This is a genomic window from Marinitoga lauensis (assembly GCF_004135675.1).
In the GTDB taxonomy this organism is placed as follows: domain Bacteria; phylum Thermotogota; class Thermotogae; order Petrotogales; family Petrotogaceae; genus Marinitoga; species Marinitoga lauensis.
In genome coordinates, this window is record NZ_QHLX01000005.1 from 292,286 (window position 1) to 305,609 (window position 13,324).

Here is a 13,324-nt window from a genome sequence, read left to right on the forward strand (position 1 = left end):
TTAAGCATTTGCTCTTATGGTTAAAATATCTCCATCTTTAACAATTTCTTCTTTTCCTGCTAATCTCCATAATCCTGCTTTTTTAACTTCTTCTTCAGAGCCTAATCTAATTAGATCTTCATAATGCATAACTTCTGCTTTAACAAACCCTTTTTCTAAATCAGTATGAATTTTACCGGCAGCCTTTTTCATTGTTGTTCCTTTATTAATAGTCCAGGCTCTCACTTCATCTTCACCGACTGTAAAGAAAGTAATTAATCCTAAATGATCGTAAACAATTTTCGATAGTCTATCAATACCGGGTCTATCAATTCCTAATTCTTTCATAAATTCTTCCTTTTCGTCTGGCGATAATTCGATTAAATCAGCTTCGGTTCTTCCACAAATTTCAATATATGCAAAATTTTCTTCTTTACAGGAATTAACCAATTCATCTTTTTCAGGATATTCACCATTCATTAATTGATCTTCGTCAACATTAACAACAACAATAATGGGTTTTAAAGTGAATAAAGCTAAAGAACTAATTAATTTTTTATCTTCTTCACTTAACTCAATTTTAGAAGCAAATTTTCCATCTTCGAGAATAGGTTTTATTTCTTCCAAAATTTTAACCTGTCTTTCCTCTTCTTTGGTAGGTTTTTTCTTTTTATTTTGTTCAATAAGCCTTGTTAACCTATTTTCAACAACTTCTAAATCTCTTATAATCATTTCTGTTTTTAATGTATCAAGCTGGTCTGTAGGGTAATTAGCTCCTTCGGGATAAGGTACAGCATCATTTTTAAAAGCTCGTATAACTAAAATAATAGCATCAACAGTTTGAATCATTTGCAATATTCTGTTTTTTTCTTTTCTATCAGCAGATGGATTGTAACTCGGAATATCAATAAAATTTAAAGTAGCATGAACAGTTTTCTTGGGATTATACATTTCAGTTAATTTTTCCAATCTTTCATCCATAACATTTGCAACTCTTTCTTCTGCTTCTTGTTTATAAGCACCGTCATATGGTTTATTGGTTAATAAAGAGAAAATAGTTGTTTTCCCTGTTAAAGGTAATCCTAAAATACCTATTTTCATTATAATTCCTCCTCTAATTTCTTGTATTTTTCTCCAACACCTATAATTTCTATATCTCTAATAGTAATATTTTCTTTATTATAATATAAATAAATTTCTAAACGCTCTTCAGGTAGATAATATTCTAATCTTTCTGGCCATTCAATTAAATATATTCCTTCCGAATCCTCAAATAATCCAACATAAGGAATTTCTTCAGGATCGGATAATCTGTATAAATCTGCATGATATATTTTATTGTTATTGTTATCATACACTCTTACTAAAGCAAAAGTTGGTGAAGTAACAGTGAGCTCGGAATCTTTAATTAAACTTTTAATAAAACCTTTTGTAAATGTAGTTTTTCCTGTTCCTAAATCGCCATATAACAATATAATCATTCCAGGGAATGATTTTTCTGCTATTATTTTTGATAATTCTAAAAGTTTATATTCATTGATTTTATCCAGCCTCTTGATCTTAAAACGGCCTCCTTCCAGATATAATATTGTTTTTCTAAATCAGAGTTCTTAGGCAATATCTTTATACCTGAAAAATGCAAACTTTTTATGTCATTAATAGAAATATTTTTTGAACCAATTGCTGCCATAAATGCAGCTCCTAATGCAGTAATTTCCTGAAATTCAGGTACAAAAATCTCTGCATTGATAAGATTGCTTTGTATTTCCATTAATAATTTATTTTTTGTTGCACCACCATCAACATTCATTTTTTTTATTTTTGTCCATACGGCTTCTTGCATAGAATCTATAACTTCCCTTACACTGAAAGCAATTGATTCTAATGCAGCTCTTAGGATATTTCCTTTTTTTGTTCCTCTGGTTAAGCCAATAATCAATCCTCTGGCATCAGAATCCCAATATGGAGATCCCAAACCGCTTAATGCAGGTACAATGTAAACACCACCGTTATCATGATCTTTAGAATATTTTTCTAAATCTTCATATTCGTCTATAATATTAATATCTTTTAACCATTTGAAAAATGCACCTACAGTGAAAATGCTGCCTTCTAAAGAATAAATGGTCTCATTATTGATCTTCCATCCAACTGAAGTTAATAAACCTGGATGAGGTTTTGGAGGTGTATTTCCAGAATTCATTAAAACAAAAGCTCCTGTTCCATAAGTACATTTAGCATCACCAATTTCAAAAGCTCTTTGACCGAATAAAGCAGATTGTTGATCACCGATCATACCATAAATCTTAGGTCCGAATTTTGTTTCTATTCCATCTTCAATAGAAGTATTTACTATTTCTGGTAATATTTCTCTTTTAATACCAAATGTATTCAGTATATCTTCATCCCACTCTAAAGTATGAATATTCATTAATTGTGTTCTTGAAGCATTAGAAACATCACTAACATGTTTCCCAGAAAGTTTAAAAGCCAACCATGACTCTATTGTACCTACCTTTAAAGTTCCATTATTATAGGCTTGCTTAACATCATCTGAATTTTCTAATAACCATACAATTTTTGATCCGGAAAAATAAGGATCTTTTACTAAACCTGTTTTTCTTCTTGCATCATTCCAAAAACTAACCGGAAATCTATTTAAAATATCAGCACTTCTTCTACATTGCCAAACAATAGCGTTATATAATGGTTTTCCAGTATTCTTATCCCATGCAATTACAGTTTCTCTTTGATTGGTAATTCCAATTCCAATTACCTCATTCCAGGTTATATTATTTTTTTCTAATACTTCTATCATTGTTTTTTCAGTTTTTTCGTATAATTCCTCAGCATCCTGTTCTACCCAACCAGGTTGAGGATAATACATATTAAGTTCTTTTTGAACATAATCAATTAAATTAAAATTTTCATCAAATAAAAGAGTTCTGGTACTACTTGTTCCTTCGTCAATAGCTAAATAATATGCCATACAAATCCCCCTGATAAGTTTATTATATAATATTATATCATATATATAGTATTTTTTATTTCTTAACTTGACTTTTTTTATCTTATTTGATATAATAAAATCAGATAAAAATTGTCTATTTAAATAATTTGTGATTAATTTCATAAGGAGGAATAAAAATGTTCGATAGAGGAATAGGAAATACCCAATAATAACACTTTCTAAGGTTATAGACCCAAATAAAGTATTTGTTAAATTAGAAAAAAATAATATAACTAATAGCGTAAAAGACAGAGCAGCATATTTTATGATTAGATCAGCAGAGATTAATGGAAAATTAAATGAAAATCAAAAAGTTATTGTTGAACCAACAAGTGGAAATACTGGAATTGCACTTGCAGCAATTGGAAGTTTTAAAGGATATAAAGTTATTCTTACAATGCCAGAAAGTATGAGTGTTGAGAGAAGAAAGATATTAAAAAAATATGGAGCTGAGCTGGTATTAACACCTGCCGAAGAAGGAATGAAAGGATCTATAGAAAAAGCATTAGAAATAAAAAATGAGTTAAATGCTTTTATGCCCAATCAATTTGAAAATCCTGCAAATGTGTTAGCTCATGAATTAACAACAGGTCCAGAAATATTAAAACAAATGGATTACAATTTAGATATTTTTGTAGCAGGTGTTGGAACGGGTGGAACCATTACAGGTGTTGGCAAATGTTTAAAACAATTTTTAAAAGATAAAATAAAAATTATTGCTGTTGAACCAGAAAATTCTGCGGTAATATCAGGAAAAAATCCAGGAAAACATAAAATTCAAGGTATTGGAGCTGGGTTTATTCCAAAAAATTTAGATGTATCAATATTAGATGAAATTATAACTATAAAAGATGAGGAAGCATTTGAAATGATTGATATACTGGCAAATAAAGAAGGATTATTTGTTGGAGTTTCATCTGCTGCAAATATATTAGCAGCTATAAAATTAGCTAAAAAATACCCAGATAAAAAAATAGTGACAGTGGCACCAGATTCAGGAGATAAATATTTAAGTTTGTTTTAAATTAATATGTATAATCCGATAAAAATAAATGAAATAATAAGAAATGGAAAAGAAAGTTTATGAAATTGAATAACACCATTTTCAATTTTGGCTAATCTTAACCCTATAATATTTGCTAATGAGCCAATAATAAATCCAGCCCGCCAATATTCACACCATAACTGATTATTCTCCAATTACTACTAAAATGAGTGATAAAAATAGTTGATGGAACGTTGCTTATAATCTGAGATAAAAAAATACTAAAAGAAAATAATTTTAATTTGTTATTTAAATCAATCATATCTATTAATTTATTTACAAAATTAAGATTTGAAATAATGCCAAAGTTTATGAAAAAAGTATAAAAGTAATAATCAAATTCCAATCTGAGTCGAAAATAATCTTTTTATTCGAAAAAATGTAATAGATAAATATAAAAATAAAAAATGGAATGAAATAATGTGTTTTTGAAATAATAATAAACATTACTAATAATAGTAAAGATATGTAAAAACTCCATTTGTTATAAGATTCTTCAGATAAATTCAATTCTATGTTTTGTTTTTTAATTATAAAAAAAGAGAATATAAATAATAGCAATAATTGAAAACAAAAAACAGGGAACATCGTTAAAATAAATTTGAAAAAATTAATATTAAAATGATGCCATAAAAAAACATTTTGGGGATTACCTATAGGTGTAAGAGAAGAGCCCACATTTACACTTAAAATTTCTAATAATATGATTTTTGTAAAATCTAAATTCATTATTTTTTTTAGTTCAATGGTAAATGGAACAATTAAAAACAAAGCGATATCATTTGTTAAAAACATTGCTAATAATGATGATAAAAGAATAAGAAAATATGAAAGCTTTCTTTTATCATGAATTTTATTTGAAATATGTTCCGCTAAATAATAAAAATAATTACTTTTTTTCATTGAAGATGTAATTATCAGTAATCCAGATAGAAAAAATATAGTTTTCCATTCAATATAATTCAAAAATTTATTATAATCAGGATGAAAGAAAAAAGATAAAATTATTAAAAGAGATGTAAGAATAAAAAGTTGTTTATCTTTATAGAAAAACTTTTTTATTAAAGAAAACACAATAAAACCTCCTAATAATTTAAAACTCGGTATCTTAAATAGATACCGAGTTAACTTACATTTTCTGCAGCCTGTATTTTTTCAGCTTCTTCAAATTGTCTTCTTATTTCGTCAATCCTTCTTTTTAATATTAAATTACCACCTGTTAATTCCTTCTCTATTTTTTTTATAGATTGGCTAATTGTAGAATGATTTTTTCCTATAAAGTTGGAAATATCTTTAACTTTCATCTTCCATAATTTTTAAGCATAAAAGAAAGGATTTGACGTGCTTCTGATATTTCTTTTTTCCTGGTAGGACTAAACAATTGTTCTCGAGTTAAATTATATTCTTTGATTACAGCTTCTAGAATTAAATTTTTCTTTAAAACTCGTAATGTTTCTTTTGTTTGAGGAATGTTTTTCTTGTGAGCTTTTAAAGAACTGTATAATTTTTTAACTGTTTCTATATTAACCTTTTCACCAGTAACCTTACTATGGAAAAATAGATTTAAAATCAATCCTCTCAATCTTCTTAAATTATTGTCGATGTTTTCAACTAAATAACTAACAACATCATCTGATAAGTATAAAGAACTCATCTCTGCCATTTTTTTAGCAATTTTTAATTTTGTTTTTTTATCAGGTTCATCAACATTTACTACCAAACCCATTTCAAACCTGCTAATCAATCTCGGATGAAAAGTAGCGAGTTCCTCAGGTGTTCTATCAGAACAAATAATTATTTGTTTTCCTAAGTTAAATAATGTATTAAAAGTATGAAATAATTCACCTTGAGCCATATCCTTACCTATCAAGAACTGAACATCATCAATAAGTAAAATATCAATCTTTTTTCTATACCTTTCTCTAAAATCATCCATCTTTTCTTCTCTTAATGATTTCATTAAATCATTCATAAACTCTTCTGCAGTTACGTACATCACTTTTAAATCAGGTGAATTTTCCATTAAATGATTTCCAATAGCGTGTAAAAGGTGAGTTTTTCCTAATGCAACATCGCCGTATATGAATAATGGATTATATTTTCCTGGATTATTGGCAACCTCTAAAGCTGAATAATAAGCAACCCTATTCGCTTCACCAATCACGAAACTATTGAATGTATATTCAGGATTAAAATCAGATAATTTTAAAGGTCTTTCTTTTATCAACGGACCTGCTTTTTTCTTGGTTGATTGATCGGCAGGTATAAAAGTAAATTCTGCAGTTATCTTTCTAGAAAGAATATCAGATAAAGTATTGGAAACCAATGAACCATATTTTCTAGCAATAAAATCTTTAACAAATAGATTTCCAATACCTATTATTACTTTTTTTTCCTGAATATCTAATATTTGGGCAGAGGTAAACCATTGTTCCCATGTATTGTGATTAATCCTGGCTTTAAGTAGTTCTAATAACTCTTCGTTAGTCACACCAATTACCCCTGACCAAAAAAATAAAAAGAATGTTTAGCATTATATAGAATATCAGATTTAACATATATAATCAAGAAAAATTTTTATGAACTTTGTTGAGATTTAAAACTTAGTGAACAAAAGAATTAAATAAACATAAATACCATAAAAAAAGGATTTTAGCATAATCCTAAATTTAACCATTTTAATATTTTTTTACTTTCATTAAGAAATATTTCTATTAAATGAGCTTTTATTCTCGATTTTGTGAATAGGTTAAAAAAATAAAATTAATAAAATTAAAGAAATTTTTTAACAAATAAATTAATAATTTCTTCTAAAAATTGGGAGTCTTCTATAGTAAAAGGTTCTAATTTATGACTGTCTATATCTAGCTCTCCAAATACATTTCCATCATTATCCAATATTGGAACAACTATTTCAGATTTTGTTTTTTCACTACAAGATAAATAATTTGTTTCTTTTGTGACATCTTGTACTACAAAGGTATTTTTTGTAGAAGCAGCTTGCCCACAAATACCGCTTCCAAATGGGATTTTCACATGCTCAGTGGGTTCTCCTAGATAGTGACCTAAATTTAACATATTTTTATCGTTTTCATCAGTTAAATAAAATCCAACCCAGTTATAATAATCAACATTTTTATATAAAGTCTCAACAATTTTTTTCATAACCCTATCTTTGTCATTATTATCATATATGTATTTTTCTATTTGTGAGAGTAATTTAGCAAAAAGAGCTTTTTTGGGATTAATTGGAGTATTATTGATAAAATTTAAAATTGCTTCTTCAATAGTTTTTTTGATATCTTTCTTATTTAAAAAATGATAAAAGTTATCAATCAAAATTACAGTACCATAATATGTTTCAATATAATAATGTGAATTTAATCCTAAAAGTCCCATTATATAAACTACAAAATCTCCTCTTTTCAATTGAAAATGTTCAGCATTTCTGGATAATTTCATAACCATTTCTTTTTTTATTTCTAGAAAATTATTTTCCCAATCCTGCTTAAACATATCAAAATCTTTTCTTCTAATCTTAGCTAATATTTCTTTTATTTTTTCATCGTTTAAATTTTCTTGTTTTTCATATTCCCTAACAATTTTGGGCCTGTTTTGTTTATACTCTTGCCATCCTTCAAACCAATAAATTTTGTCTTTGTTTAGTATTTTTAAAAATTCTGGAGTTAAGTCCTGTAAAATACTTCTCATATTATCCCTCCTCGAGATTTTGTTATTATATAAAAAATTGAGAGATTGCTAAATATATGATTATTTTACCATTTATTTCTTACAAATATTTTTAGATTATATTTGCTTAATAATTTTAAAAGTAGTATAATGTTTTTGAAATTTAATATTGGGGGATTAATTTGACTATAGCAAAAAAATTGTATAATAAAGTATTAGAAAATATTACTGATGACATTTTTATCGAAGATTTTGTAATTGGTATTGGAGAGACTGCTGTTAAATTAAGTGATGGAAGAACAGGTTTTGTAGCGACAAACCGAGAAGATACTTTAGGGAAATGTGAAGAATTTTACAAATGTATGGGGTTAGATGGAAAACCTGAAAGTAAGGCAGAAGTGGGTATGAAAGTAAAGGATTTATTAGAAGTTGGTATGTTCTCAGGAGATCCATTGTTAAGGTCAGTATCATATGCAGCAGTTAATGCTGTATTTAACAAAAATCCTGAAAGATTTGTTAATGGAGACACATTAAAATTAATGGAATTTAATAAAAAGGATATTGTAGGTATAGTAGGTGAAATAACTCCATTTGTAGATGCATTAAGACCAAAAGTATGGGATGTTTTAATATTTGATAGGCAAAGAAGACATGATCAAATATTGCCAGATTGGGCTATTATTGAAATGTTACCTAAATGTACTGCTGTAATTATTACAGGAACAACAATAGTAAATGGAACAATAGATTATATATTAAATTATGTGAATACGGATAGGGTTGCAATTGCTGGACCATCAACAATAATGGTAGAAGATGTTTTTCCAGTAAAAATATTATCTGGTTCGTACATAGAAGATTCAGAAAAATTATTTGATTTAATAAAAAAAGGCGCAGGCACCAGAACTTTATTTAGAAGTGGAGCTGCGCGCAAAGTAAATTTAGTATTATAAATACTTATCTAATTCTCTCAACGAGTAAATGGAATCAGGATATTCAATATTCTGATTCCATCTTTTTATTAATATCGATTTTATTCCAAAATTAATTCCTCCAATAATATCAACATTATAATTGTCTCCAACAAAAATAACCTCTTCTTTGTTTAATTGCATTTTATTCAAAGCATACTCGAATATTTTTGGATCTGGTTTATATAATTTTGTAGAATAAGATGTAAAAAGATAATCATATGGAAAAGTTTTTTTCTCTAAAGCAGGAATAACAAAATCATCATCTGCATTAGACAAAATTCCTATTAATAAACCTTTCTTTTTAATTTCATTTAAATAATCTACATCATCATATGGCTTTAAATTAATAAACGTTTTATACATTTCTTCTATATACCATTCTGCAGAATTTTTTAAGCCTAAAATAGGTTTTAATTCATTAAACATTTTTTTGTAATATTCTCTTTCTGCCTTAAAAGGTTTTAAATGGTAATCTTTAAAAATTTTATTATATGTTTCTCTAATTTTTATTTCTAACTTTTCAACCAAAATATTAACTTCTTTTGAAATAATTTCTGCGATAGGTAAAAATAGATGATTAGCATTTATTAAAGTACCATACAAATCAAAAATAACACCTTTTATCATAAAACACCTCCAGAAAAAGTTGTTCAATTAATATATTGTTCATTTTAATTATATCATATCAATTATCTAAAAATTTACTAAATTATTATATACTTCATATCAAACTATGCTATAATTATAACGAAATAACTTTAACTGGGGAGGGAGTAAAATGTATGTAGACAGACAGGAATTTTTGCAAAAATTAATTACCAAAACAGATTCAAAAATAGTAATGTTAGTAATGGACGGTATTGGAGATACAGTTGTTAATGGAAAAACACCATTACAGGCTGCTAAAACTCCAAATTTAGACAAAGTTGCTACAGAATCTGATTTAGGTCAAACAATTCCAGTGTTACCAGGTATTACACCAGGATCTGGACCAGGACATTTAGGATTATTTGGATATGATCCTATAAAATATCAAATTGGTAGAGGTATATTAGAAGCATTGGGTATTGATGTAGAAGTAGGAGAAAAGGATGTTGTTGCAAGAGGTAACTTCGCTACTATTGATGGAGATATAGTAGTTGATAGAAGAGCAGGAAGACCAGCAACAGAAGAATCAAAGAAAATAGTTGAAAAATTAAATGAAAATATCAAAGAAATCGATGGAGTTAAAGTGCAGTTTTATCCTGGAAAAGAACACAGATTTGTTGTAAAACTAACAGGTGAAGGGTTAGATGATAGAATTGAAGATGCTGATCCACAAAAAGAAGGATTGCCAATAAAATGGGCACATGCAACACATCCAGAAGCAGAAAAGACGGCAGAAATATTCACCAAATTGATGAAACAAATTAAAGAAGTATTAAAAGATGAACCAAAAATAAACTTTGCTTTAATTAGAGGGTTTTCAAAATATCCAAATATTCCAAAATTCCCGGAAGTATACAAAATGAGAGCAGCAGCTATAGCAGTATATCCAATGTATAAAGGGTTAGCTAAATTAGTTGGAATGGATATTTTAGAAGTTGATGGTGAAACTCCAGCTGATGAATTTGAAACATTGAAAAAACATTGGGACGAATATGATTTCTTCTATGTACATATTAAAAAAACTGATTCATATGGCGAAGATGGAAATTTCGATGCAAAAGTACATGTAATAGAAATGGTAGATGAAGCATTACCAAAATTATTAGAATTAAATCCTGATGTATTAGTAGTAACAGGAGATCATTCAACTCCTGTAGCAATTAGCGGACATAGTTGGCATCCAGTTCCATTCATGATTAAATCACCATATACAAGAGCTGGATTATCAAAAACATTCGATGAATTTGAAGCAGCTAGAGGGTCCATGGGAACAATATATGCTGTTGATTTAATGAGCCTGTTAATGGGTAATGCAAGAAAATTGGAAAAATTTGGAGCATAATGCCATTTTTTGTAAATTTATTTTTTAGTTCCATAGTATTAATTCTTATTATAAAAGCAAAAATGATGACTACAGCCATAATTTTTATGGCTGTAGTCTTTTTTGGCTTTAAATATAAACTAAAGACAAGATTTTTTTTCGTTTTAATTCTATCTATGATATTCTTAAACACTTTAAATTTTCACACCATACCATCAAATTTAGAAGTTGGTATATTAGGTACAATAATAGATAAAACAAACAATTTCTATATAATAAAATCAGAAAAATATTACGATACTTCATGGAAAAAAACAAATGAAAAATTATATTTTTCATATAACAATTACACAACCGATCCTTTTAAAATAGGTAATAAAGTTTATATAGTAGGCAAAAAATTCAATGATAATTTCGAAACTAAACACATGGCTAACTCATCAAAAAAATCAATATATTCATTAAGAGGTTTCTTTAAGAAAAGATTATATAAAAATTTTTCATATAACAATAATGAAATATTATTTTCTGTCATTTTTGGAGGATTAAGAGGGAAAAATGCAGAAAATTTCAGAAATACAGGATTATTACATCTGTTTGCTGTATCGGGTTTTCATGTTTATATAATATATCTTGCATTATACTTTTTATATTCACAAACCACAATATACATAATCTATAGAAGAATGTTAACAATAATATTTTTGTTTTTTTATCTAATCACAACTGGTTTTTCAGATTCTGCAACACGAGCAGTAATGCTTATTTCGCTAATTGAATTGACAAAAATTTTGGGTTTAAATATAGATTCAAAAAACTTATTAGGTCTTGTAGGTGTAACAAATATATTGTATAATCCAACTGTTGTTTTTTCTCCAGGATTTTTAATGAGTTATTCTGCTGCGTTATCGATATTATTAATTATAGAATATACAAAAAATCCGCTTATTATATCATTTTCAGCATTTCTTGCAGTCCTTCCATGGAGTATATTATTCTTTAAAGGATTTTCAATAATAAGTCCTTTGATGAGTATAATCTTTGTTCCTATAACTTACTCTTTAATGGGAATATCGATATTATTTCTCTTGTTTCAAATGCCTGATATATTAAATAAAATGATAAATACTTATATAGAATTAATAAAAACCTTTTTAAGATATATAAGCAATTATATACCTTATATACATTTGAATGTAAAATTAAGTATAGTTTTTTATATCCTATCTTTCTTTTTATTAATAATTTTTCATTATATTATACATAAAAAATATTCGATCAAGGAGGAATTATAATGTCTGGAAAATTCATTTTAATAGTAGGTCCAATGTATTCTGGAAAAACTTCGGAACTTATATCTTTTATCGAAATATATACATTAGGTAGAAAAAAAATAAAAGTATTTAAGCCTATAATAGATGACAGATATTCATCAGAGTATGTAGTATCACATACAGGAACAAAGGTTGAAGCAGTACCTATAAAAAAATCTAAAGAAATGTATAAATATTTAGATTTTGATGAAAAAGCCGTATTTGTAGATGAAGTTCAATTTTTCGACGAAGAATTGAAAGATGTAATATTAGATTTAATTAAAAAAGGAATAAATGTTTATTGTTCAGGATTGGATTTAACATATAAAAATAATCCTTTTAAAACAACAATATTATTATCTGCATATGCAGATGAAATAATAAAGAAAAAGGCAGTTTGTCATGAATGTGGTGAATATAATGGCACAATATCTTTAAAATAGTAGGAAATGGTTCTGAAATCGATGTAGGAGGATTTGAAAATACATAGCAGTGTGTAGAGACTGTTATGAAAAATTACTTAATGAAAAAGAAAAATAATAAAATTGCACATACAAAAATTCATCAAATTCAATTAACGAAATCGAAATATTGTTAAATTCTAAAACATTGATTGTAAAAGCAAAAGAATTCAAATAGGTCCGGGAGCATTTAAACAAATGCAATAAAATTTAAATCCGGACCTATTTAAAAAATAACAAATTTCTAAAACCAGTATAAATAAAGGAAACCTGAAAATAGACTCGAGAAATTGGCTTCTAAAATAGTGAATATAAAAGACATTTGAAAGAGATAAAACAGAATTGATCTTAGAATTAAGCTATTATTTGTGAATAAAATAATTATGTTATAATAAAAATATAGAAAAAATGAAATAATTATATAAAACTTAGTAGGAGTGATTTTTTGAAATACTACATACATCTGATTGGCATTTAGGAAGAAGACCTGTTGGTGGAATTGGAGAATATTCAAATATTAGATATGAAGATTATTTTAATGCTGCTGAATACATTGTAGATATAGCAATAGAAAAAAAGATAGATGTTTTCATTATAGCGGGAGACTTATTTGATAGAAGTTCGTTATTACCAGATATTTTATTTAAAACAGAAAAGATACTTGAAAAGCTAAGAAATAATAATATAAAAACATTACTTATTGAAGGGAATCACGACAAAATATATACTCATGAAGATTCATGGATAAAATATCTTGAAAATAAAGGTCTGGTAATGGTTCTGAGTTTAAGAAAGAAAATGAGAAATATATATTTACTCCAATAAAAATAGAGGATATAAATTTCTATGGAATTCCATATCAAGGAGTAGTTATAGATGAAGT

Annotated in this window: 13 protein-coding genes and 1 pseudogene; 6 read left to right on the forward strand and 8 right to left on the reverse strand. The window is 27.0% G+C overall.

Annotated elements, in window-relative coordinates; all coding sequences use genetic code 11:
* From ychF to DJ007_RS10615, 3 genes are read right to left on the reverse strand one after another with little or no spacing between them, the layout of a single operon-like run.
* Window positions 1-1,080 carry a redox-regulated ATPase YchF gene (ychF, locus tag DJ007_RS10605; protein ID WP_129409519.1) on the reverse strand — a complete coding sequence of 360 codons (1,080 nt, stop codon included), beginning with the start codon at window positions 1,078-1,080 and terminating at the stop codon, window positions 1-3.
* Entirely contained in the window at window positions 1,080-1,460 is a 381-nt protein-coding gene (tsaE, locus tag DJ007_RS10610; protein ID WP_240739506.1) for a tRNA (adenosine(37)-N6)-threonylcarbamoyltransferase complex ATPase subunit type 1 TsaE, read from the reverse strand. The genes ychF and tsaE overlap by 1 nt, the downstream gene beginning before the upstream one ends.
* A gap of 38 nt (window positions 1,461-1,498) precedes the next feature.
* A complete protein-coding gene (locus tag DJ007_RS10615) occupies window positions 1,499-2,968 on the reverse strand; it encodes an FGGY family carbohydrate kinase (protein ID WP_165974122.1) in 1,470 nt (489 codons plus the stop codon).
* A gap of 187 nt (window positions 2,969-3,155) precedes the next feature.
* On the opposite strand from DJ007_RS10615, the gene cysK reads away from it, so the two are divergent.
* Window positions 3,156-4,013, forward strand: a complete 858-nt coding sequence (cysK, locus tag DJ007_RS10620; protein ID WP_129409522.1) for a cysteine synthase A — start codon at window positions 3,156-3,158, stop codon at window positions 4,011-4,013.
* Between the two features lie 330 nt (window positions 4,014-4,343).
* Here cysK and DJ007_RS10625 read toward each other — a convergent pair whose 3' ends face one another.
* The 4 genes from DJ007_RS10625 to DJ007_RS16195 all read right to left on the reverse strand — a co-directional run bounded on the left by DJ007_RS10625 (window position 4,344) and on the right by DJ007_RS16195 (window position 7,745).
* Entirely contained in the window at window positions 4,344-5,108 is a 765-nt protein-coding gene (locus DJ007_RS10625; protein ID WP_165974123.1) for an SLC13 family permease, read from the reverse strand.
* A gap of 50 nt (window positions 5,109-5,158) precedes the next feature.
* Window positions 5,159-5,338 carry a hypothetical protein gene (locus tag DJ007_RS18010; protein ID WP_240739507.1) on the reverse strand — a complete coding sequence of 60 codons (180 nt, stop codon included), beginning with the start codon at window positions 5,336-5,338 and terminating at the stop codon, window positions 5,159-5,161.
* On the reverse strand, window positions 5,335-6,525 hold the full coding sequence (gene dnaA / locus DJ007_RS10630) for a chromosomal replication initiator protein DnaA (RefSeq protein ID WP_240739508.1): 1,191 nt from the start codon (window positions 6,523-6,525) through the stop codon (window positions 5,335-5,337). Before dnaA ends, DJ007_RS18010 begins: the two co-directional genes overlap by 4 nt.
* Window positions 6,526-6,806: 281 nt before the next feature.
* Window positions 6,807-7,745 carry a GAF domain-containing protein gene (locus DJ007_RS16195; protein ID WP_129409524.1) on the reverse strand — a complete coding sequence of 313 codons (939 nt, stop codon included), beginning with the start codon at window positions 7,743-7,745 and terminating at the stop codon, window positions 6,807-6,809.
* A gap of 161 nt (window positions 7,746-7,906) precedes the next feature.
* Between DJ007_RS16195 and DJ007_RS10640 the strand changes: the two genes are divergently transcribed.
* The gene (locus DJ007_RS10640) at window positions 7,907-8,677 is read left to right on the forward strand and encodes a Rossmann-like domain-containing protein (protein ID WP_129409525.1); all 771 of its coding nucleotides are present in this window, start codon (window positions 7,907-7,909) and stop codon (window positions 8,675-8,677) included.
* Here DJ007_RS10640 and DJ007_RS10645 read toward each other — a convergent pair.
* On the reverse strand, window positions 8,672-9,325 hold the full coding sequence (locus DJ007_RS10645; protein ID WP_129409526.1) for an HAD family hydrolase: 654 nt from the start codon (window positions 9,323-9,325) through the stop codon (window positions 8,672-8,674). The two genes, DJ007_RS10640 and DJ007_RS10645, sit on opposite strands and share 6 nt — an antisense overlap.
* Window positions 9,326-9,476: 151 nt before the next feature.
* Here DJ007_RS10645 and DJ007_RS10650 point away from each other — a divergent pair, with 151 nt between their 5' ends.
* The 4 genes and pseudogenes from DJ007_RS10650 to DJ007_RS20400 all read left to right on the forward strand — a co-directional run bounded on the left by DJ007_RS10650 (window position 9,477) and on the right by DJ007_RS20400 (window position 13,266).
* Complete coding sequence (locus tag DJ007_RS10650; RefSeq protein WP_129409527.1) at window positions 9,477-10,688, forward strand: 2,3-bisphosphoglycerate-independent phosphoglycerate mutase; 1,212 nt, start codon at window positions 9,477-9,479, stop codon at window positions 10,686-10,688.
* Complete coding sequence (locus tag DJ007_RS10655; RefSeq protein ID WP_129409528.1) at window positions 10,688-11,962, forward strand: ComEC/Rec2 family competence protein; 1,275 nt, start codon at window positions 10,688-10,690, stop codon at window positions 11,960-11,962. The genes DJ007_RS10650 and DJ007_RS10655 overlap by 1 nt, the downstream gene beginning before the upstream one ends.
* A pseudogene (locus DJ007_RS10660) lies at window positions 11,962-12,520 on the forward strand (thymidine kinase). The gene DJ007_RS10655 and the pseudogene DJ007_RS10660 overlap by 1 nt, the downstream one beginning before the upstream one ends.
* 371 nt (window positions 12,521-12,891) lie before the next feature.
* A complete protein-coding gene (locus DJ007_RS20400; protein ID WP_129409543.1) occupies window positions 12,892-13,266 on the forward strand; it encodes a metallophosphoesterase family protein in 375 nt (124 codons plus the stop codon).
* Window positions 13,267-13,324: the final 58 nt, after the last annotated feature.

Excerpts from the sequence above, each read along its gene's own strand:
- ychF (WP_129409519.1), bottom strand. The coding sequence starts at position 1,080 with ATGAAAATAGGTATTTTAGGATTACCTTTAACAGGGAAAACAACTATT.
- tsaE (WP_240739506.1), bottom strand. The coding sequence starts at position 1,460 with ATGATTATATTGTTATATGGCGATTTAGGAACAGGAAAAACTACATTT.
- DJ007_RS10615 (WP_165974122.1), bottom strand. The coding sequence starts at position 2,968 with ATGGCATATTATTTAGCTATTGACGAAGGAACAAGTAGTACCAGAACT.
- DJ007_RS18010 (WP_240739507.1), bottom strand. The coding sequence starts at position 5,338 with ATGAAAGTTAAAGATATTTCCAACTTTATAGGAAAAAATCATTCTACA.
- DJ007_RS16195 (WP_129409524.1), bottom strand. The coding sequence starts at position 7,745 with ATGAGAAGTATTTTACAGGACTTAACTCCAGAATTTTTAAAAATACTA.
- DJ007_RS10645 (WP_129409526.1), bottom strand. The coding sequence starts at position 9,325 with ATGATAAAAGGTGTTATTTTTGATTTGTATGGTACTTTAATAAATGCT.
- DJ007_RS10650 (WP_129409527.1), top strand. The coding sequence starts at position 9,477 with ATGTATGTAGACAGACAGGAATTTTTGCAAAAATTAATTACCAAAACA.
- DJ007_RS10655 (WP_129409528.1), top strand. The coding sequence starts at position 10,688 with ATGCCATTTTTTGTAAATTTATTTTTTAGTTCCATAGTATTAATTCTT.